This window comes from Paraburkholderia sprentiae WSM5005 (genome assembly GCF_001865575.2).
In the GTDB taxonomy this organism is placed as follows: domain Bacteria; phylum Pseudomonadota; class Gammaproteobacteria; order Burkholderiales; family Burkholderiaceae; genus Paraburkholderia; species Paraburkholderia sprentiae.
Genome location: NZ_CP017562.2, coordinates 2,152,572 through 2,172,527, shown reverse-complemented (window position 1 = coordinate 2,172,527; position 19,956 = coordinate 2,152,572). Strand labels below are relative to the sequence as shown.

Sequence of the window (19,956 nt, the reverse complement as noted above, 5' to 3'; positions counted from 1 at the left end):
ACCATCATGGATCGTATCGATACTGTTCGCCTTGCCGCATTGTCCAGCCTCGGCGCGAATCCCGGCTCGCATGCCGGTGCGTTGCCCGAGCGGCTCGACATCGTATTCATCGAGAATTTCATCGGCCAGACGGTCGTCGGTATCGACAGCAGCGAGTTGCACGTTGCGCAACCGGTGCGCGTGAACCTCGCGATTGGCGTGCCCGCGATCCGCGCATGCACTACGGACCGCATCGAAGATACGGTCAACTACGCCGCCGTGCGCGAGGCGCTGCTCGCGTTATTCGCGTCGCATCGCGTGCGGCTGCTGGAGGCGCTCGCCGAGACGATCGCGCAACTGCTGATCGCCGACTTCGGCGCGCACTGGGTGCGCGTATCGCTCGCGAAACCGGCCAAGTTCGCCGACCTTGCGGCCGTCGGCGTGCAGATCGAGCGGCGTCGCGGCGATGGCTCGGCGGCGGGCGTGGGGCTCGCGCGTTACGCGTCGCTAGGCGAGGGGCTGGTGCCGAATTGAAAGGGGGCGCCTAGCTGGGGGCGCCTAGCCGGGCGCCCGGCGCGGTTCAGCCACCGTTCATTTCGCCACCGTCGAAGCTTTCTGCGGACCGAGTCCGCACGCCTGATACGCGCTGGTTTGCAGCGCGCGGAATCGTTTCGTTTGCGCCTTCGCGTGATCGACGCGGAACTCCGCGCCGCCTTCGCCGCCGAGCGTCGCGTACTTCGAGAAGGTGGACTGGTCGACGAATTCGTCATACGGCAACGACGCGGCCATCTTGTCGATCACGCACGAGCACTTGTAGACGTTCGCGAAATCGTGGCCGTTATCGTCCATGCAACTGAGCACGTACTCGACGCGGCCCTCGGTCGGATAGTTGTAGCCGTCCGCCCACGCGAGCGGCGCGGCGAGCACGAGCGACGTAAAGGCGAGAAGCGCGCGACATCTGTTGGTCATTGAATGCCTCTGCGAAAAGCATTGAAGCGGCTTCGCGAACCGCTGCGCGAGGTGCGTGTCTGGCGGCCGCGAGGCCCCGGGATGCGCGAGGAGACGGGGCCGGCAATGACGCCGCGAATAGCATCGCTAACGCCGCCGCTAACGGCGCCACGTCCCCTGCGCGAGCATGCGCGGTCAGTTCGGCGCGAACGGATGCGCGACGCTGCCCTTCTTCGCCACCACGTCGGCCGCGCTCGGGTCGCCGCTGACCGCGCGCTTGATCGCCTCGCGCGTCGCCTGGTAGTTGAACTGCTGGATCTTTTTGTCGTCCTCCGCCTGCCAGTGAATGAACACGCCGACGCAGAGGAACAGATCGTCGGCTTCTTCTTGCGGAATCGTGCCGTCCTCGACGCTGTCGGCCACCGCGAGCGCGACCGCGTGCTGCGCGGGCCCGAACATCTGCACGGCCTGCTTGGCGCCTTTGATCGTCACCTTGTTGAACAGGATCGTATTGGGCTTCGTGATGAGATTGGGCGCGACGACCGCGAGCAGCGACGTGAAGCCGTCCTTGTTGTTGGTGAGCGCGTGGCAGAACGCGGTTTCCGCAGCCGAACCTCGCGGTCCGATCAGCAAGTCGATGTGCGCGACCTCGTTGCCGTCTCCGACGAGCGACTCGCCGATCATGACGCGGTTGATCTTGGCCATTCTGTTCCTCCAATGAGTAGGTATGGACCTGCCGACGAGGCGCCGCCCGCGATCGTCCGGATAAGCATCGCGAGAGCGGTGCGGGATGCACGGCGGTACTAACTAACAGGTTCCGTGCCAGTCGTGTCCGGCCGGTGCGATCGAGGGCTCACCGCGCCCGCGATACAGCGCGCGACGAACAGCGTGGCCACCGCGAGATCGGCGCTCGTGCCGGGATTGATCGCCTGTGCCTTCAGTTTGGCGTCCCAGGCATCGAGCTGCGGATCGCTTGCCGAGCGGCGCGCGGCCGGCGGAGTGTGGTGCCAGCGCGCGTGCTGCTCGCGTGCCATCAACGTGACACTCTGCGCCAGCGCGAGCCCGTGCTTGCGCACAATGTGAGAGTCGGGCCAGCCGCCGAGGAACGCGAGAAACACGTTGAGCATCGCGCGTTCGGCTGGATTTCCGGGCGCAGTTTCGTGCGCCCGCGGCAAGGCTTCCTGATACGCGGCGAGGCCGGTGTCGAACAGGTCCGCGAAACCGTTCGCGTATTGCCGCGCGATGCTGTCGCGCTCGCTGGCGAGCCGCATCGCTTCGCGCAGGCCGACCGTCGGCGGCGCGTGGACTGACTGCTCGGGCGCGTCGCCGAGGCCGCCGGGGTTGGCGAGCGCGATCGCGCGGTAGGCCAGCCGTGCGTCGTCGAGGTCGAGGCTGCTCAGCACGTCGTCCGTGGCGGCACGCCACGTTTGCGCGGATAACGGCCGGTCGCCGGTTGCGTCGAGGGCCGCGGCGAGCGGCGCGACGAGCAGCACGATGCCGAGGTTGGTATTGCAGCCGACCGCCGCGCGGGTGCGCGTGACCGCGTCGAGAATGCGCTGCCCGACTTTGGCGCCGCGCGCGAATAGCGCGTCGAGCGACGCGTCCGCGCTGGCCAGGAACTGCGCCGCGTCCATGCCGTGTCCGGGGCTTTGCGTGCTGACGTTGCCGGGTTTCGGCGTGGTGACGTCGAGCGCGCAGGCTTCGAGGAAGGCCGCGCGCGCATGCTCGAAGGGGATCGCGCGAGTCTCGGGCATGGCACTCAAGCCCGGCGCGCCGCCGACTGCTCAGGCAATCCCGCGCTAGCGGCTGGCTCGGCCGGCTCGTTCGCGCGCCGCTGCGCGGCAAGCTTGCGATCGAGCAGATCGTCGACGAGCGCCGCCGCGACATCGAGCGGCACCACCGACTGCAACCCGCGCCACGCGGCCACGCCGTTGACTTCGAGCACGAGCGGCAGCGCGGCGTCGTCGGGGTTGGGGATCAGGTCCACGCCCGCGTAGTCGAGCCCGAGCGCGGCGGTTGCGCGTACGGCGGTCTGCGCAAGCGGGACCGTCAGTTCGGCGCTCTCGCAGCGCGCGCCTTGCGCGACGTTGTGGATCCAGCCCTTGCCGCCGCTGCGCCGCATCGCCGCAACGGCCTTGCCGCCGATCACCAGCACGCGCCAGTCGAAACCGGGCCGGCCGCTCGCGACGAAGCGCTGCAAGTAGGCCACCTGCCGATAGCGCGCGAGCGACGGCAACGGCGCGAGCAGCCCGCCGCGCGCGCCGAGCCGTTTGAGCCCGTGACCTTGCGAGCCGAACAGCGGCTTGAGCACGACCTGGCGGCCGGCGGCGGCTTCGCGCATCAGTACGCGTTGCGCGAACGCGGCGGATTCGACGGCCCAGGTGGCCGGTGTCGGTACGCCGGCGCGATGCAGCAGGAAGCTCGTCATCGACTTGTCGACGCTGCGTTCGATCGCGCGCGCGTCGTTGTAGACCGGTACGCCCGATTCGCGCAGCGCGTGCAGGATGCCGAGCCGCAGCGTCACCTGTTCGAAGGTGCCGCCGGCGATGCCGCGCACGAACACCGCGTCCGGCAGCGTGCGGCCGAAGCCCGGCACCACGAGGCCGTGCGGCAGCCACGTGGTGTCGATCCGGCAATCCGCGAGATCGACGCAACGCGCTTCGGCGCCGCGCGCGCGGAACGCTTTTTTCAGCCGGCCGGTGTGCCAGCCGGTTTCGTCGGTCATGATCGCGATGCGCAGGCCTGGCGTGATCATCGGCGCGCGACGGACTCGCCGCCCCACTGTTTGTGCAACAGGCCGGCGTCGACGCGGCCGCCATGATAGGTCGCGCCGCTTTCGAGGCTGCTGATCCACACCTCGGCCGGCGCGAACAGCGCGGGATCGATCTGGTAGAAGTCGAAGTTGACGGCCGTGAAGACGTCCGCGAACGGCCGGCCGTAGTCGCGCGAGTTGGCGGAGGGCAGGCTCTCGGCGAGACGTCGCGCGATCTCGTCGTGCACGACGCTCAGATGCACGCGGCCGCCGTACAGAATCGCGTCGTTGGTGCGGCCCATCGCCTGAATGCCGTCGGGCGCGGGCGGCGGCAGCGGCGCCGAGCCCGTGCCCGCGACGATCTCGTCGAGCGGCACGCCGAGCACGTGCACTTTGTGCAGCGCAACTTCGACGACCCGCGCGACCACCTGTACTGTTCCCGCGACAGAGTGTGTCGGCGTGACGATCAGCGTCAGGTGCTCGGGCGCGAGGCCGCAGTCGTGCAGCACCTTGTCGATCACCACCGGCGGCGGCAGGCGGTCCACTTCGAGCACCAACGCGCCGCGTTCGTGGCGGTCGCGATAGCCGAGCTCCTCGAATAGCGGCTCCTTGACCGCGAGCGCGCGCGCGGGCCCCGAGCCGAGCGAAAAGAACTTCTTGCCGCCCGTCTGCTCCCTGGTTGCCGACAGACTCCAGCCCGCGTACTGGCTGCCGAGACAGGCCAGCACCGGCGCTGACGTGCTGACCTCGAGCATCGTCGGCCACAACGGCGCGGCGTCGAAGTTCGCGCGTACCGCGACGCGGCCGAGACCGCCCATGCAGATGCGCGCGATCAGCACGCCCGCGTCGAGGCTGCCGCGTGCGTCCACACCGGCGTCGGCGATGACGGTGCCGTCGGCCGTGCGGGTGAGCGCGACGCCGAGTTGCGCCGCGTGATCGACGAGCCGTGCGACGAGGCGCTCGCTCAACGCGTTCACGCTCGGCAACGCGGCGGGCGGCGAGCCGTCAGTAATGGGCGTCGAGGCAGGCATGGTCGGTTTCATCGCAGGTTTCGATTCGTTGGACGACGCGTTCGTGCTGCGCATCGAGCGCGGCGCGCACCGCGTCCACCGATGCCGCTCGCACGTGCAGCGTACACACCGGCTGCCCTGCGTCGATGCGGGTGCCCGGCATCGGCACGTCGCGGCATTGCGGATCGCGCAGGCAGGCGTCGGAGAACGCCGCCGACACGCTGAACGGCCGCTGGGCGAACAGCACCCGCTGGCCGGCGCGCCAGCGCGGCTCGCGGGCGAGCGCGAGGCTCGCGGCCGACGGCGCGCGAGCGTGGCGGCATGCGTCGAGGTGGCAGGCGAGCAGGCCGGCTGGCCAGGCATCGGGCGACGCGGTTTCGTACAGCGTCATCGTCGATGAGGGGCGCGCGTTGATTTCGAGCACGTCGAACGAGGCACCGTCGGATAGGAAGTCGCAGCTGTTGATGCCGACGAGGCCGGTGCGCGCGCATAGCGCGTCGAGTGCTTGCTGCGCGTGCGCGATGAACGCTGGCGGCAGGTCGATCGGCCCGAGCGAGCCCGCGTGCACGAAGCGCAGATCGCCGATCGCGCAGATCAGTTGCTCGGCGAAACCAATCAGATGCGCACGGCCGCGCACGCCGATGAAAAGCGCCGAGAGCGGGCGGCCTTGGCCGATCCGCTGAAAGTAGCCGCGCGTCGAATCGGTCGCGGCGTCCAAGCGTAAAGCCGGTTTGATATGCGTGCCGCCGCAGCCATCCGCCCGCTTGAACAGCCAGCCCTCGGCCGTCGCGGGCCGCTCGAACGACACAGCCGGATGCGCAATGCGCAACGCGTCGAGCAGCGCGAAGAAACGCCGCGGCTCGCGCACGGCCGCGATCGCCTCGGCATCGTTGCCGAGAAAGCGCGGCAAGCCGGATTCGCGGCACAAGCGCGGCATCAAAGGTTCGAGCCCGCTGCCGCCGATCCAGCCGAGCAAACCGGGCAGACGCGCGACGCGCGCAAGCGTATCGACGAGCCGCGCGCGATCGAGCGCGAGCGCGCCATCACCGGCGCCAACGTCGAACCATAGCTCGGCGGCCTCGCGCGTGTCGCGGTCGCCGAAGATATCGAGCGCGGCGACGCGCAGGCCGGCGCGCGCCGCCGACTGCGCGAGCCAACGCGCGGACAAGCCGGCGAGCGCGACGAACGGCGCATGCGTGAGCGGGCGGTGCGACTTCATCATGGCCGCCTCAGCCCAGACCGGACGCGACCGCGCGGGCCTCGTCGTACGCTTGCGGGAAGCCGAGGTAGACCGGCTTGCCGCCCGTGCGCATGCGCATGAACAGGCGATGCTCGACCTGGTACTTGACGTTGCCGATCGCCAGCGCGCCGATGCCGATCGCACCCGCGTTCGGCACGCCGTCGATCGGCTTGCCGTCGTTCATCACGTTCACCCCGGCGATGCCCTCGGGCGGCACCGCGTTCACGTCGGCGGCGACGAGCAGGCGTTTCGCATGCGCGAGGTCCTCGCTGCGGACCACCTGCACGCCCGCGATCGCGGTGGCGAGTACGATTTCCGCGTCGGCGAGCGCGCCGCGCAGTTCGTCCGGCGTCGTGGTGCCGATGCCGTTGGTGACGATGCCGAAACGCTGGTTGAGCTCGGCCGACGCACCTAACGCGCGATTGCGGTCGTGATGACTCGCGATCGTCACGTCGGCGCCACGCGACGCGGCGATCGCCGCCGCGATGCGCCCGACCGCGCCGGTGCCGCCGAGAATCAGCACGCGCTTGCCGCCCAGCTCCACGCCGTGCTGCTTGCCGAGATGCCGCTCGACCAACGCGACGAGCGCGGCGGCCGTCGTGTACGAGCCGCTCGGATCGGCGAACACCGAGACTTCGAACGGCGGCACCATCGCCTTGCGTGCCGTGTCGAGCATATCGGCGGCCTGCATCACGTCGCGGCCGCCGATGAAGATGCCGGTGCGCGACACCCCCTTCGGGCCGCGCGAGAAGATCGCGTCCTGCGTCAGATTGGCAACCATTCCCGCTTCGACGTTGCAATACGGCACGATGACCTGATAGCCGGCGTCGGCGGCCATATTGACGTCGAACGGACTCATCTGCGGCGTGGCCGTGAACATGTGCAGGACATAGGGCCTTTCAATGGTTTCTGACATGGCAGGGGCTCGTTTCAGTGGCAATCTCGGGGACGGCGCAAGACCAGGCAATGTGCCGCGCGTGGCCGCGCGATGCGGGAGCGGCGGCGGGGGCGCGGCCGCGCATCATGCGGCGTCGATGCGCGGCGCGCGCGCCTCGGCGCCGCTGATCGCCGCGCCGCGATTGCGGCCCGCGACGACGCTGCATTCGATATGCGGCATCGCGCTCGTCACCGCGCGCGCGGTCGCGAGGGCGCGTTCGGCCTCGCGCGCGCTCGCGAGCACCGCGAAGCCGGTCGGTCCCCACGAGGTCTGGCCGATGCCGGCGGTGCGCTCGGCGGCGACCGCGCGCAGCACGTGCTCGACGTCGGGACTGGCGAACACGCCGCCTTGCACGCTCGCGAAGTATCCGCCGATGGTCTGCTGCAGTTCGGTGAGGCCGTGCGCGAACGGCGCGAAATTGTGCTCGGCGGCGCCGGGCAGGATCTGCATCAGCACCAGATGGCACAGATGCGCGGCGAGCCGCTGCGGGAACGGCGCGAGCGACGCGAGCGCGCTGCGTTCGTCGGCGCCGTGCAAGCCCTCGCGGCTGTTGTCGCTGACGAGCAGCACGCGCCACTGCTGCGGAAACGGCTGACGCGACAGCAGCGGCGGCACGCTCTGGCGCAGATCGCCGGGCGGGCCGCCATCGAGCAGCAGGCCGCCGCATTCGAAGCCGAGAATGCCGACGCCGGAGCGCGCGCCGCGCCCGAGCAGGCTGGCGAGCTCGGCGCTGGTCGCCGGCTGGCCGACGAGGCGCGTAAACGCGGTGCCCACGGCCAGCGCGAGTTGCGTGCCCGAACCGAGGCCGGTGTGAGCACGCGGCGCCTCCAGCACGTCGATCGCGAGCGTGGCGGGTCCGTAGGCAGCCTGGAGTCGCGCGAGACTCACCGCGATGCGCTCGCGCTCTGCCTCGCTCACCGCACCGCTGATTTGCTCGCGTTCGGCGAGCCGCGCTTCGATCCGCGTGCCGTGCGCATCGATGACGAGTCCCAGGCTGCCGAACGCGCGTCCGAGCGACGCGTTCGGATCGAGAAAGCCAAGATGCAGCCGCGCGGGCGCATCGATCGTGATGGGGGCGCGTGGCGGCAGGCGGCGGAGCTGAAGCGGCATCTCGAGTGTCCTCAGGTGTCCTTGCGGGTGCGCGAGACCGGGTTGGGCGAAGCGGCCCTGCAGATCCCGGCGGCAGCGCGCCCGGCGAGATCACGCGAAAGCCGTGCCAGACGCGCGCAACGGTTGCCGCAACCGGCTCGGCCCGCTGCAATCTTCAGGATGACCGGCCGCGCGCGGCGCGGTTTCGCTGCTGCGTGGACGCTGTGTGACGCCGAAGGCGCACTGTGTCACGCGCTGTTTCATCGGGCGACACGCGCCCGCATCAACTGCCTTGCGCGGGTTTCGGCGCGTCGTACTTGATATAGCGGAAGCGCTGATCGCCGGAGGGTGTGCCCTCGAGCGGGCCGTCTTCGAGGCCGGGCTGCCAGTGGACCACCGATTCGATCTTCGTCGCGAGCGCGAGGTCCTTGTCGGTGATGCCCTTCGCGCTGTGCGTCTTCAGCTTGACGGTCACGAAGGCGTACGAGACCGTCAGGTCCGGATGGTGCCATGCGGCTTCCGCCAGGTGGCCGACGGTGTTGACCACCATCAGCGTTCCCTTCCAGCCCTCGGTGCGGTATTTGCGCCGCAGCCAGCCATCTTCCAGATACCAGTGTTGCAGCGGGCCGACGAGACGCTGCTGGATCTCTTCGTCGGTATAGACGTGCTCGGTGCTTGCCATGGTGGTGGCTCCTCGAATGCGCGAATCGTTCGCCGAACGAAGCATCGTTGCAGGGGGACTGGCCCGTGCCGCGGCGGGTGACTCGCAAAGGACACGATTCGTATCACGCAAGTGACACAGTATGTGCCGCATCGCGTGACGCAACCCCTTCAGCTTACCGCCGTGCAAGGATTCGCGCGACGCCCGCGCGCCGCGCGTGCCTGAGCGTGCCGGGTCGCCGGGCTCGCACGGCCACCGGCGGCAAGCGTCGCTGCTATTCCGGCATGGAATATGCGTCGGCCGTTCATGCGTCGCGAAGCCCGACATCGAATCGGGATAGGGCGTTAATCGTTACCTGCACTCGAGAAGGCGCGTCGATGCGATGAGGTAGCGTGGGTCATTCGTGAGTTGAACGCAGGACAATTCTGGAGGAGACATGAACTTACGCACTGTGGTTCTTGGGCTCGCGATCCTCGCATCCGCAGCCTTTAGCTCTCTGGCTGCGCAGGCCGATTCGCAGCTCGACGGACTGATGAAAAATCCATCCAACTGGGCGGCCCAGGCGGGCGATTATGCGAATCACCGCTACAGCCCGCTCAAGCAGATCAACGAGAACAACGTCGGCAAACTGCAGGTCGCATGGACCATGTCGACCGGCGTGCTACGCGGCCATGAAGGCGCGCCGCTCGTGATCGGCGACACGATGTATGTCCACTCGCCATTCCCGAACAAGGTCATTGCGGTCAACCTGAAGGATCAGACGTTCCTCTGGCAGTACCAGCCGAAGCAGGATGAGCAGGTCGTTTCCGTGATGTGCTGCGACACCGTCAATCGCGGTCTCGCCTACGGCGACGGCAAGATCTTCCTGCAGCAGGCCGACACCAAGCTCGTCGCGCTGAACGCGAAGACGGGCGAGGTGGTATGGAGCGCGCAGAACGGCAATCCGAAAGCCGGTGAAACCAACACCAACGCGCCGCACGTATTCGGCGACAAGGTGCTGACCGGCATCTCGGGCGGCGAGTTCGGCGTGCGCGGCCGTCTGATCGCGTACGACATCAAGACCGGCAAACCGGCTTGGACCGCGTACAGCACGGGCCCCGACAACGACATGCTGATCGACCCGCAAAAGACGATGACGTACACCAACGGTCAGATGGTGCCGGTGGGCGCGGATTCGTCGATCAAGTCGTGGAAGGGCGATCAGTGGAAGCTCGGCGGCGGCACCACGTGGGGCTGGTATGCGTGGGATCCGAAACTCAACCTTGTCTACTACGGTACTGGCAATCCGGGCACATGGAATCCGACGCAACGTCCGGGCGACAACAAATGGTCGATGTCGATCTTCGCGCGCGACCTGAATACCGGCACGGCCAAATGGGTCTACCAGATGACGCCGCACGACGAATGGGACTATGACGGCGTCAACGAAATGATCCTGTCCGATCTGACGATCAACGGCAAGCAGGTGCCCGCGATCGTGCACTTCGACCGGAACGGCTTCGGCTATACGCTCAATCGCGAAACCGGACAGCTGCTGGTCGCACAGAAGTACGACCCGGCGGTGAACTGGGCCGACCGCGTCGATCTGCAAAGCGGCCTGCCGATTCGCAACGCGGCGTACTCGACGCAGGCGGCCGGGTCCGATCACAACGTGAAGGGCATCTGCCCGGCGGCACTCGGTTCGAAGGACCAGCAACCGGCGGCATACGATCCGAACTCGCATCTGTTCCTCGTGCCGACCAACCACGTGTGTATGGACTATGAGCCGTTCGATGTCGACTACGTGTCGGGACAGCCGTATGTCGGCGCCACGCTGTCGATGTATCCGGGCCCGAACGAGGGCAACGCGATGGGCAACTTCATCGCGTGGGACGCGAGCAAGGGCAAGATCGTCTACTCGAAGCCGGAGAAGTTCTCGGTGTGGTCGGGCGTGCTGGCGACCGCGGGCGGCATCGCGTTCTACGGCACGCTGGAAGGCTACCTGAAGGCGGTGCGCATCAAGGACGGCAAGGAACTGTGGCGCTTCAAGACGCCGTCGGGAATCATCGGCAACGTCTTCACGTATGAGTATCAGGGCAAGCAGTACGTCGGCGTGTACTCGGGTATCGGCGGCTGGGCCGGCATCGGCATGGCGGCGGGCCTGGAAAAGTCGACTGAAGGTCTGGGTGCGGTCGGCGGCTATCGCGAGCTCGCCAAGTACACCGCGCTCGGCGGCACGCTGTTCGTGTTCGCGATTCCTGGCGAAAAGAGCTGAACCAACGGCTGCAATGAACGGCTGGACGAGCGGGGCGGCCATCAACCGGCATGGCCGCCCCGCCAGCCTGGCAGCAGCAGTGAATCACCCCCGACCGTGCCCGTTTGGTGGATGCGCTGATCAAGCGCATCGGGCGCGGCTTATCTAAGATGGAGACATGTGCATGAAAGGCCGATCTATCCTGTTACTCACCGTGTTGCCCGCAGCGCTCGTGGTGCTGCCCGTCGGATACGCGCAGAACAATCCTTCGATTGCGCAGGTCGCGTATAAGGTGGTCGATGGCAGCAAGGTCGACAGTAATACGCTGCAGGGCTGGAAGACGTGGCGCGCGCTCGCGTGCGAACGCTGCCACGGCGCGCAGCAGCAGGGCATGGTCGGACCGTCGCTGATCGACGCGTTCAAGACGCTGGATAAGACCGAGTTTCATCGCACGGTGTTCGGCGGCCGGGTGGACAAGGGCATGCCCGATTTCAGCACGAGCCAGATGATGCAGAAGAACTGGGAAAACCTCTACGCGTATCTGAAGGGACGCTCCGATGGACAGATCAAGCCGGGCGATCTGCAGGCCATCGACGCAAAATAACGCCGCGCCGTCATTCTTACGGAGGCTCACGATGCGTGATAAGAGAAGCATGTCCGTGCATGTCGGCATCATCGCCGCCGCGCTATGCGGCGCGGCGCTCGCGAGCGCCGCGGTCCGGGCGGACGGCCCGGAGCTGCCGAACAACGACGGCGCGGACGGCGTGCTGAGAGTGTGCGCGGACCCGAACAACATGCCGTTGTCCAACGACAAGGGCGAGGGCTACGAGAACCGCATCGCGGCCCAGATGGCGAGCGATTTCGGCTACAAGCTCGAATACACGTACTTTCCGCAGCGCATGGGCTTCGTGCGCCACACCTTGCGCGAGAAAGAGGGCGGCAGCGACCGCTATCGCTGCGACCTGATCATCGGCGTGCCGAAGGGCTATGACATGACGTCGACGACGCAGCCCTATCTGCACTCGACCTACGCGATGGTGCTGCCTAACCGTCCCGAGTTCGCGAGCATCAAGACCCCCGACGACCTGCTCAAGCTGCCGCCCGAGCAACTCCACAAGCTGCGCTTCGGCATTTTTTCGCAGACGCCCGCGGTGGACTGGCTGCTCGGCCACAACCTGATCGACCAGGCGGTGTCGTACCAGGTGCAAAGCGGCGATCCGGCCGTGTACCCGGGGCAGATGATCGAACAGGACCTGCGCGCGGGCAACGTCGACGTGGTGTTCCTGTGGGGGCCGATCGCCGGTTACTTCGCGAAGCGCGCCGGCGACTCGGTCAAGCTCGTGCCGTTCCCGCCGGGGCCCGGTATCCGTTTCGACTACACGATTTCGATGGGTGTGCGTTACGGCGAGAAGGCATGGAAGGACAAGGTGGATCAATGGATCGGCGCGAATCACGACAAGATCGACAGCATCCTCGCGACCTACCAGGTGCCGATGCTCAAACCGATCGACGTGCCGGCGGCGAAGCCTGGCGACGCATCGCCATGACGCGCGCGCGCGGCGCATGGTTGCGCGCGGCACGCGCCGCGCTGATCGGGACGCTGTGCGTGCTATGCCTCGCGCCGGCCGCCGCGCGCGCGGCGAGCCCGGCCTCGGCACCGGGCAGCGACGACATCACGCCGGCCGAGCGGCTGATTTTTCTGACCGATCACCTGCACGGCGTCGCCGCGCAGACCGAGCTCGACTACGCGCTGATCGATTCCGGGCAGCCGTCGCGCAGCAACGATCTGGTCAAGGTGCTGGTGCTGAGCGAGAACAACGCAAAAGGCGATGCGCAGGTTTCCGACCATAGCGGCAGCGTGAACCTGCCTATCGGCGGCCTGCAGTGCAATCCGGCGATCATCTATTTTCTCGAACACGACATCGCGGAGATGCAGGGTCTCACCGGCGGACAGCGCCGCTATTTCCAGCAGCGTCTGCGTCTCGCGCTCGCCGCGGGGCCGCACATCGACAGCGTGCCGAGCGAGGTCGGCGGCAAACCGGTCAGTGCGCGGCGCATTGTCGTGCAGCCCTATCTGAACGATCCGAACGCGGAGCGCTTTGCGCAATACACCGGCAAGCGCTACACGTTCCTGCTCGCCGACGGTGTGCCGGGTCAGGTCGTGCAGATTCGCACCGACGTGCCGGGACCCAACAACGACTTCACGCATCCGGCGCATACCGAGTCGTTGAGCTTTCAATCCGCACTGAACAAGTTGCCGTCGCCGGGCAAGCTGCCGGCGAAACCGTCGAACGCGCCGCGGGCGAGTCGCTGAATTCCAATGCAGAACGCGACTTATGCGGCGAACCGGGTCAAGCTGAATTTCGTTCGCACGCTGACCCTGAGGCAGTTGCAGATCTTCGTCGTGGCGAGCCGCTATACGAGTTTCGCGCGCGCGGCCGAGGAACTGCATCTGACCCAGCCGGCGGTGTCGATGCAGATTCATCAGCTCGAAGATGCGGTCGGCCTACGCCTGTTCGAGCGCGTCGCGCGCAAGCTGACGCTGACCGAAGCGGGCGAGGTACTGACCCATCACGCGAGCCGCATTCTCGGCGAAATCAAGGATACCGAAGACGCGATGATGTCGCTCAAGCAGGCCGACAGCGGCTCGATCAACGTCGGCATCGTCAGTTCGGCGACCTACTTCGCGCCGAAACTGCTGGCGATGTACTCGCATCTCTATCCGAAGGTCGACGTGCACTTCTCGGTCGGCAATCGCGACGCGTTGCTGCGTTTGCTGCAGGACAACGCGATCGATCTCGCGATCATGGGCCGCCCGCCCCCCGAACTCGATACGACGGCCGAGCCGCTCGCGAACCATCCCCAGGTGGTGATCGCGCCGCTGAATCATCCGTTGTGCGGCGCGCGCCGCTTCGATTTGCAGGAATTGCGCCGCGACACCTTCCTGCTGCGCGAACCGGGCTCGGGTACCCGCATGGCTGCCGAGGTGATGTTCCGGCAGCATCTGTTCACGCCCGTGAAAACCATCACGCTCGGCAGCAACGAAACGATCAAGCAGGCGGTGATGGCGGGCATGGGCGTGAGTCTGATCTCGCTGCATACGTTGCAGCTGGAGTTGCGTACCGGCGAGATCGCGCTACTCGACGTGAACGGCACGCCGATCGAGCGCACGTGGCAGATCGTGCATCTGCGCTCGAAGCAGCTTTCGCCGACCAGCGTGATGTTCCGGCAGTTTCTGCTCGACCATGCGGCGCTGCATCTGGAGCAGGAATATGCGGCGTTTGCCGGGGTGTTTGCGAAACCGCCGGTCGGCGCGAAGCGCTAGCTAGCCTTCTATCTGCGCGACCGTCGATGGCACAGTCTGTACCCGGCTGCCGTGACAGGCTGCCAACTTTTCGGATTCAATTCAACGCTTGCGTCCCGTTGGCGTGACCGGCATAAACCGTGCTTGAACGGAAGGCTGGCGAGTCGGGAAACGCGCCGACCTTGGGGCGTCGTGCCAAGCAACGCCAGTCACCACGGAAGGGGATCGCAGCGATGGTTTCCGGCGAGCAGCTTCAGGACTGGCGTTCTCACGCCCAGCAGATCGAAGACGAAGTCGCGAGGGTCGTCGTCGGCCAGCAGCAAACGCTGAGGCTCATCAACGTCGCGCTGTTCGCCCGCGGCCACGTGCTGCTCGAAGGCGGCGTCGGCGTCGGCAAGACGACTGTGTTGCGGGCGTTCGCGCGCGTGGTCGGCGGCGACTTCGAGCGCGTCGAAGGCACGATCGATCTGATGCCGGGCGACCTCGTCTATCACACCTACGTCGATGCCGACGGCAAGCCGCGGATCGAGCCGGGCCCGCTGCTGCGCCACGGCGAGCAACTGACCACCTTCTTCTTCAACGAGATCAATCGCGCGCGCCCGCAGGTGCAATCGCTTTTGCTGCGCGCGATGGCCGAGCGCTCCGTGTGGGCGTTCGGCCGCGAACACCGCTTTCCGCACATGACCGTGTACGCCGACCGCAACAAGGTCGAGAAGGAAGAGACCTTCGAACTCGCGTCGGCGGCGCGCGACCGCTTCCTGTTCGAGCTGAATATGCCGACGCCGGCCGATGTGGACGCGCGGCGCAGCCTCGTGTTCGACACGATGTTCCATGACGTCGACGGCCTGCTGGCGCAACTGACGCCGTCGATCGTGCCGTGGGAACAGTTGAACCGGATCGGCGCCGCCATCCAGCAGGTTGTGCAGGCGAGCGAGACGATCGAGCGCTACGTGCTCGATATCTGGCAGGCGACGGAGACGCCGCTGCGGTTCGGCATCGCGCTCGACGGCGTCGACATGCAGCAGTTGATTCTCGCGGGCGCGAGTCCGCGCGGCATGAGCGCGCTGCTGCGGGCCGCGCGCGTGGTCGCGTGGCTCGCGGGCCGCACGCATCTGATTCCGGAGGACATCCACGAAGTGCTGCTGCCGGCGCTCGGGCATCGCGTGTTCTTCACGCCGATCTACGAGCTGCGCCGCCAGCAATTGGCCGAAGCGCTGATCGCGCGGATCGTCGCGAACGTCGCCGTGCCTCGCTGAACGCCCGCGCGCGCACCACGATGAACGGCACCGCGGAATTCCACTACCGTCTGCCGATGCGCGCGGCCGGCGCGCGGCCCGGCTCGCATCCGGGCTCGAGCTTCGGCTCGGGTCAGCAGTTCGCGATGCACGGCCGGCTGTTCGACTATCCGGACCCGCGCCGTCTCGATCTGCGCGCGAGCTTGCGCGCCGCGCGCGATGAGTGGCTCGTGCGCGTGCATTTGCAGCGCGTCGCGGTGCCGGTGTTCGTGATCGTCGACGTGTCGGGCTCGATGCGGTTCGGCAGCCGTCAAACGAAGCTGCAGGTCGCCGCCGATTTCGTCGAGGCGCTCGGCCATAGCGCGTTTCGGGTCGGCGACCGGCTCGGCATGCTGGCCTTCGATAGCGGCGAGCGCGACGATCTGTTCATGCCGGCGCGCACCGGCCGAGGCACCGGCACGCTGCTCGCGAGCATGTTGCGCGAATGCGCGAGTGATGCGGCGGATCGTCGGACGGGTGGTGAGGCCGATGGTCAGCCCGACGGTCAGGCCGACCGTCAGCCCGGGCGCGCGGCGGTCGAGGGCTTGCGGCGTTGCGCGATCCGTATCGCTGGACGCCAGGCGCTCGTGTTCGTCGTGTCCGACTTCCACTGGCCGCTCGCGCAACTGTCGCCGGTACTCGACATGCTGGTGCATGCGTGCGTGGTGCCGATGGTCGTGTGGGACGCGGCCGAGATCACGCCGCCGCAGCACGCGTCGCTGCTCGCCGTCAACGATGCCGAGTCCGGCGAGGAGCGTCGCGTATGGCTCTCCCGAGGCGTGCGCGAACGCTGGCGCGAAGGCGTCGCGCGCCGTCGCGACGAACTCGACGCCGGGTTCGATGCGCGTGGCATCCGGCCGTTTTATGTCGAAGGCGGGTTCGATCCGGAAGCAATGTCGCGCTACTTTCTGGAGATGACGGCGTGAGCGCGCGCGGCATGAGCAGTGGTGTCGCGCGGCGGGCGGCGATGCGCGTGCTGATTGCGTCGCTATGCGGCGCCGCGTGCGCGACGGCCAGTGCCGCCGCGGTGACCGCGCTGGTTCAGGAGCCGCGCGCGTTCGGTTATGTGCTCGGCGATGTGCTGACGCAGCGGGTGTTGCTGGAGGCCAACGGTCGCGACGTGGGCGCCGTCACGCCGCCTTCGGTCGGGCGCACGGGCGTGTGGCTCGAACGCCGGCCCGCGACGCTCGAAACCGACGACCACGGCCGCAAGTGGATGGTGATCGCGTATCAGGTGGTCAACGCGCCGCAGACGCTCACGCAGATCACCTTGCCCGCGTTGAGCCTGACGTCCGCGGCGGGCACGCAACTGCAGGTCGCCGAATGGCCGGCGAGCATCGGACCGTTGACGCCGCAAACGGCGTTCGCCGCGGGGGACTTGCAGCCGCTGCGGCCCGATCGTCAGGCGCCGATGCTGGATACGGCCGGCTGGCGTCGGCAGATCGCATGGGCGCTCGGCCTGCTGCTCGCGACGCTGCTCGCGTGGGCCTGCTGGTGGTGGGCGCGCAACCGGCGCGAATCGGCGCGGCTGCCGTTCGCGCGTGCGTGGCGGCGGATGCAACGGCTGCCGGAGGCGCCCGCCGCCGCATCGAGCGAGGCGTGGGTGTGCCTGCATCGCGCGCTGAACGAAACCGCCGGCCAGGTCGTGCATGCCGGCTCGCTATCCGCGTTGCTCGCGCGCGCGCCGTATCTGCAACCGCTGCGCGCGCAGCTCGAACGTTTCTATCACGCATCGTCCGAGCGCTTTTTCAGGCCCGCGCCGAATGCCTTCGAGAATCCCGGCGAGCTGTCATTGCACGGGCTGTGCCGTGCGTTGTATCGGGCGGAGAGGCGCCATCAGCGATGACCATCGGCCTCGACTTCGCCTTTCCGTGGATGCTGGTTCTGCTGCCGCTCGCCGCGCTGCCGCTGCTGCGGCGACGCAGCGACACGCTGGTGTTTTCGAGCGTCGCGTGGCTGCCCGCCGACGAACTCGGCCGCGTGGCCGGTTGGCTCGCGCGCGGCGGCGCGGCGCTGGCGATCGCCGCGATCGTCGTCGGGCTGGCGGGGCCGGGGCGCTCGCAGTTGCAGGTGCTGCGCACAGGCAGCGGCGCGCAGATCCTGATCCTGATGGACCGCAGCGCGAGCATGGACGAGCCGATGGGCAGCAAGGGCGTCGAGTCGCCGCGCGGCGACTCCAAGAACCACGTGGCGCGCGCGGCGTTGACGCGCTTCGTCGAGCAGCGGCCGAACGACCGGCTCGCGTTCATGATGTTCGGCACCAACCCCGTGCTGGCGATGCCGTTCACGTACGACCATCGTGTGATCGAGGCCGCGGTCGCGGCCACGGCGATTGGCCGCGGCATGCCGGACACCGAGCTCGATCGCGGCATGCTCGCGGCGATCGGGCAGTTCGACGGGCGCCTGTCGTCGGGGCGCCGCGCGATCGTGCTGGTCTCAGATGGCGGCGCGCTGCTCGACGAACCGATGCGCCGGCGCATCGAGTCGGGGCTGCGACGCAACCAGATCGCGCTGTACTTCATCTACCTGCGCAGCAGCGTCTTCAGTCCCGATCTGAACGCGAGGCTGCCCGTCAGCGCAAGCTCGGCCGAAGCGCAACTGCATCGTTTCTTTCTGACGCTCAGGACGCCCTACCGGTTATTCCAGGCCGAAGACCCGAAGGGGATGATGGCGGCGATCGCGGAGATCAACCGACAGCAGAACGCGACGACCACGTTCGTCGAGCATCTGCCTCGCCAGGACCTGAGTCCGTACTGTTTCGCGCTCGCGTTGTTCTGTTCGGCGCTGCTGGTGGTGCTGCACCAGTTGCAGCTCAGGAGCTGGGCATGAGGCGCACGTTGATCCACTCGCTGTTCGGCACCGCGGCGATCTGCTGCGCCGCGTGGGCCGCTTATGGCTTCGTTCGTCTGCAACACGCGCAGCGGATCGATCAGGCCATTGTCGCGACGAACGCCGCTTCGCGCGAGCAGCATGCCGGCGACGACGCGCGCGAGGTTCAGCTGGCCCGCGCGATCGCGCTGTCGAAAGCGGGCGCCTACGACGCGGCGGCGCGGCTTTACAACGGCCTGATCCCTGACGGAAGGCCGCCCGACGAAGTGGGCCGCGCCGCGCTGTTCGATCTCGGCAACCTGTACCTACGCGAGGGCGGCGGCGACACCGCGCAGGCGGTCAGGTCTGTCGCGATGCTCGGCGAGGCGAAGGCGCGCTACCGGCTTGCGCTGCGCGCGGCGCCCGACGATTGGGATGCGCGCTACAACCTCGAGCGTGCGCTGTGGCTTGCGCCGGAAACGCCGTCCACGCTCGCCGGTCCCGATGTGAAAGAGCAGCACAACGTCACACTGCGCGACCCGCAGAGCCAGGACTTGCCATGAGCCGCGTCTCGCGCAAGCGCGGCTTCGCAAGATGGCGGCACGCGTTGACGCCGCTTGCGCTGGTCGCGTTGATCGCGGCGGTCGCGATGCCGGAGGTCACGTTGCCGCGCAACACGTTCCACTACATCGTGACGTTCGATATCACGCAAAGCATGGACGTCGAGGACATGGTGCTCGACGGCGCCCCGGTCAGCCGGCTCAAATTCGCCCAGGCCGCGATGCGCGACGCGCTCGGGCGCTTGCCGTGCGGCTCGAAGGTAGGTTGGAGCGTCTTCACCGGGCAGCGGGTGCTGCTGCTGATGTCGCCGGTCGAAGTCTGCGGCAACTACGACGCGTTGCTCGTGTCGCTCGACGGCATCGACGGGCGCATGCGCTGGACCAACTGGAGCCGCATTGCCGAGGGCGGCGTCTATTCGGCCGTGCGCGTCGCGCAGCAGGTGAGCGGCGGCGCGGCCATCGCGTTCGTCACCGATGGGCAGGAGGCGCCGCCGGTGTCGGCGTCGCGCCCGCTGATGGAGGGCATCAACGCCGCGCGGATCAGGGGCTGGCTGATCGGCGTGGGCGGCGACCAGCCCGCCGCCATTCCGAAGACCGACGCGGGCGGCAACCGGATCGGCTTCTGGCAGGCCGACGATGTGATCCAGGCCCCGCCTGCGCCAGGCTCCGGTGGGCAGGCGCAAGCGCACGAGGAGTTGTCGGAATTGCGAGGCGAGTATCTGGCGTCGGTGGCGGGGCAGACTGGCCTCGATTATCGGCGCCTGCTGAACGTGACTTCGTTCGGCGATGCGCTGCTCGATGCGCGCTTCGCCCGACGCGAACCGGTGCCGACCGATCTGCGCTGGTGTCCCGCGCTACTCGCGTTGCTGCTGCTGGTCGCGCGCTTCATGCCCGATGCCGTTTTCGCATGGCCGCGCGGCTGGCCAAAGCGCATTCGAACCATCGTTTCGCTCGTTGCGCCGGCATTCAATGGCCGGCCCACGCGGGTCGACTGACTCCCGCAAGCGCGACCGTTGATGCTGCAACGGTTGAAGAGGCAGGCATCCAATCGAACCGCATGATCGCTTCGCGCACCTCGCAAGAGTTGCCGGGAGCGTTCGGCTCGCGCGGCTCGCGCCAGTCGCTTTTGCCGGTCTTGGGTGGCTGACAGCGCTGTCACGC

General features: G+C 67.7%; 21 protein-coding genes. 12 read left to right on the top strand and 9 right to left on the bottom strand.

Going from position 1 to position 19,956, the window contains the following annotated elements; all coding sequences use genetic code 11:
• Positions 1 to 6: 6 nt before the first annotated feature.
• Positions 7 to 513, top strand: a complete 507-nt coding sequence (locus BJG93_RS26600) for a dihydroneopterin aldolase (protein WP_027195069.1) — start codon at positions 7 to 9, stop codon at positions 511 to 513.
• A gap of 57 nt (positions 514 to 570) precedes the next feature.
• Here BJG93_RS26600 and BJG93_RS26595 read toward each other — a convergent pair whose 3' ends face one another.
• The 9 genes from BJG93_RS26595 to BJG93_RS26555 all read right to left on the bottom strand — a co-directional run bounded on the left by BJG93_RS26595 (position 571) and on the right by BJG93_RS26555 (position 8,637).
• Complete coding sequence (locus BJG93_RS26595) at positions 571 to 948, bottom strand: hypothetical protein (protein ID WP_027195068.1); 378 nt, start codon at positions 946 to 948, stop codon at positions 571 to 573.
• 174 nt (positions 949 to 1,122) lie between these two features.
• Positions 1,123 to 1,632 carry a formaldehyde-activating enzyme gene (fae, locus tag BJG93_RS26590; protein WP_027195067.1) on the bottom strand — a complete coding sequence of 170 codons (510 nt, stop codon included), beginning with the start codon at positions 1,630 to 1,632 and terminating at the stop codon, positions 1,123 to 1,125.
• Positions 1,633 to 1,730: 98 nt separating this feature from the next.
• Positions 1,731 to 2,681, bottom strand: coding sequence for a triphosphoribosyl-dephospho-CoA synthase (locus BJG93_RS26585; protein WP_027195066.1), 951 nt, complete (start codon positions 2,679 to 2,681; stop codon positions 1,731 to 1,733).
• A gap of 5 nt (positions 2,682 to 2,686) precedes the next feature.
• The gene (locus BJG93_RS26580; RefSeq protein ID WP_027195065.1) at positions 2,687 to 3,682 is read right to left on the bottom strand and encodes an ATP-grasp domain-containing protein; all 996 of its coding nucleotides are present in this window, start codon (positions 3,680 to 3,682) and stop codon (positions 2,687 to 2,689) included.
• A complete protein-coding gene (gene mch, locus BJG93_RS26575; protein WP_027195064.1) occupies positions 3,679 to 4,722 on the bottom strand; it encodes a methenyltetrahydromethanopterin cyclohydrolase in 1,044 nt (347 codons plus the stop codon). The genes BJG93_RS26580 and mch overlap by 4 nt, the downstream gene beginning before the upstream one ends.
• Positions 4,685 to 5,908, bottom strand: a complete 1,224-nt coding sequence (locus BJG93_RS26570; protein WP_027195063.1) for an ATP-grasp domain-containing protein — start codon at positions 5,906 to 5,908, stop codon at positions 4,685 to 4,687. The genes mch and BJG93_RS26570 overlap by 38 nt, the downstream gene beginning before the upstream one ends.
• A gap of 10 nt (positions 5,909 to 5,918) precedes the next feature.
• Positions 5,919 to 6,845 (bottom strand): NAD(P)-dependent methylenetetrahydromethanopterin dehydrogenase, encoded by a 927-nt coding sequence (locus BJG93_RS26565; RefSeq protein WP_027195062.1) that lies wholly within the window; start codon positions 6,843 to 6,845, stop codon positions 5,919 to 5,921.
• A gap of 105 nt (positions 6,846 to 6,950) precedes the next feature.
• The gene (locus BJG93_RS26560) at positions 6,951 to 7,976 is read right to left on the bottom strand and encodes a beta-ribofuranosylaminobenzene 5'-phosphate synthase family protein (RefSeq protein WP_027195061.1); all 1,026 of its coding nucleotides are present in this window, start codon (positions 7,974 to 7,976) and stop codon (positions 6,951 to 6,953) included.
• Between the two features lie 262 nt (positions 7,977 to 8,238).
• Positions 8,239 to 8,637: a 4a-hydroxytetrahydrobiopterin dehydratase gene (locus BJG93_RS26555; RefSeq protein WP_027195060.1), complete on the bottom strand. Its 399-nt coding sequence runs from the start codon at positions 8,635 to 8,637 to the stop codon at positions 8,239 to 8,241.
• A gap of 415 nt (positions 8,638 to 9,052) precedes the next feature.
• Between BJG93_RS26555 and BJG93_RS26550 the strand changes: the two genes are divergently transcribed.
• From BJG93_RS26550 to BJG93_RS26500, 11 genes are all read left to right on the top strand, one after another.
• Positions 9,053 to 10,870 (top strand): methanol/ethanol family PQQ-dependent dehydrogenase, encoded by a 1,818-nt coding sequence (locus tag BJG93_RS26550; protein WP_027195059.1) that lies wholly within the window; start codon positions 9,053 to 9,055, stop codon positions 10,868 to 10,870.
• Positions 10,871 to 11,033: 163 nt separating this feature from the next.
• A complete protein-coding gene (locus BJG93_RS26545) occupies positions 11,034 to 11,453 on the top strand; it encodes a c-type cytochrome (protein WP_027195058.1) in 420 nt (139 codons plus the stop codon).
• 31 nt (positions 11,454 to 11,484) lie between these two features.
• Positions 11,485 to 12,396, top strand: coding sequence for a substrate-binding domain-containing protein (locus tag BJG93_RS26540; RefSeq protein WP_027195057.1), 912 nt, complete (start codon positions 11,485 to 11,487; stop codon positions 12,394 to 12,396).
• Positions 12,393 to 13,163 (top strand): hypothetical protein, encoded by a 771-nt coding sequence (locus BJG93_RS26535; protein ID WP_027195056.1) that lies wholly within the window; start codon positions 12,393 to 12,395, stop codon positions 13,161 to 13,163. Before BJG93_RS26540 ends, BJG93_RS26535 begins: the two co-directional genes overlap by 4 nt.
• Before the next feature lie 6 nt (positions 13,164 to 13,169).
• Complete coding sequence (locus BJG93_RS26530; protein WP_034477936.1) at positions 13,170 to 14,174, top strand: LysR family transcriptional regulator; 1,005 nt, start codon at positions 13,170 to 13,172, stop codon at positions 14,172 to 14,174.
• Between the two features lie 212 nt (positions 14,175 to 14,386).
• Positions 14,387 to 15,409 (top strand): AAA family ATPase, encoded by a 1,023-nt coding sequence (locus tag BJG93_RS26525; RefSeq protein ID WP_027195054.1) that lies wholly within the window; start codon positions 14,387 to 14,389, stop codon positions 15,407 to 15,409.
• A 20-nt stretch (positions 15,410 to 15,429) separates the two neighbouring features.
• On the top strand, positions 15,430 to 16,353 hold the full coding sequence (locus BJG93_RS26520; protein WP_027195053.1) for a DUF58 domain-containing protein: 924 nt from the start codon (positions 15,430 to 15,432) through the stop codon (positions 16,351 to 16,353).
• 11 nt (positions 16,354 to 16,364) lie between these two features.
• Positions 16,365 to 17,273 carry a calcium incorporation protein MxaA gene (locus BJG93_RS26515; RefSeq protein WP_407675323.1) on the top strand — a complete coding sequence of 303 codons (909 nt, stop codon included), beginning with the start codon at positions 16,365 to 16,367 and terminating at the stop codon, positions 17,271 to 17,273.
• Complete coding sequence (locus BJG93_RS26510) at positions 17,270 to 18,256, top strand: vWA domain-containing protein (protein WP_027195051.1); 987 nt, start codon at positions 17,270 to 17,272, stop codon at positions 18,254 to 18,256. The genes BJG93_RS26515 and BJG93_RS26510 overlap by 4 nt, the downstream gene beginning before the upstream one ends.
• A complete protein-coding gene (locus BJG93_RS26505; protein ID WP_027195050.1) occupies positions 18,253 to 18,798 on the top strand; it encodes a hypothetical protein in 546 nt (181 codons plus the stop codon). The genes BJG93_RS26510 and BJG93_RS26505 overlap by 4 nt, the downstream gene beginning before the upstream one ends.
• Entirely contained in the window at positions 18,795 to 19,790 is a 996-nt protein-coding gene (locus tag BJG93_RS26500; protein ID WP_027195049.1) for a vWA domain-containing protein, read from the top strand. Before BJG93_RS26505 ends, BJG93_RS26500 begins: the two co-directional genes overlap by 4 nt.
• Positions 19,791 to 19,956 lie beyond the last annotated feature (166 nt).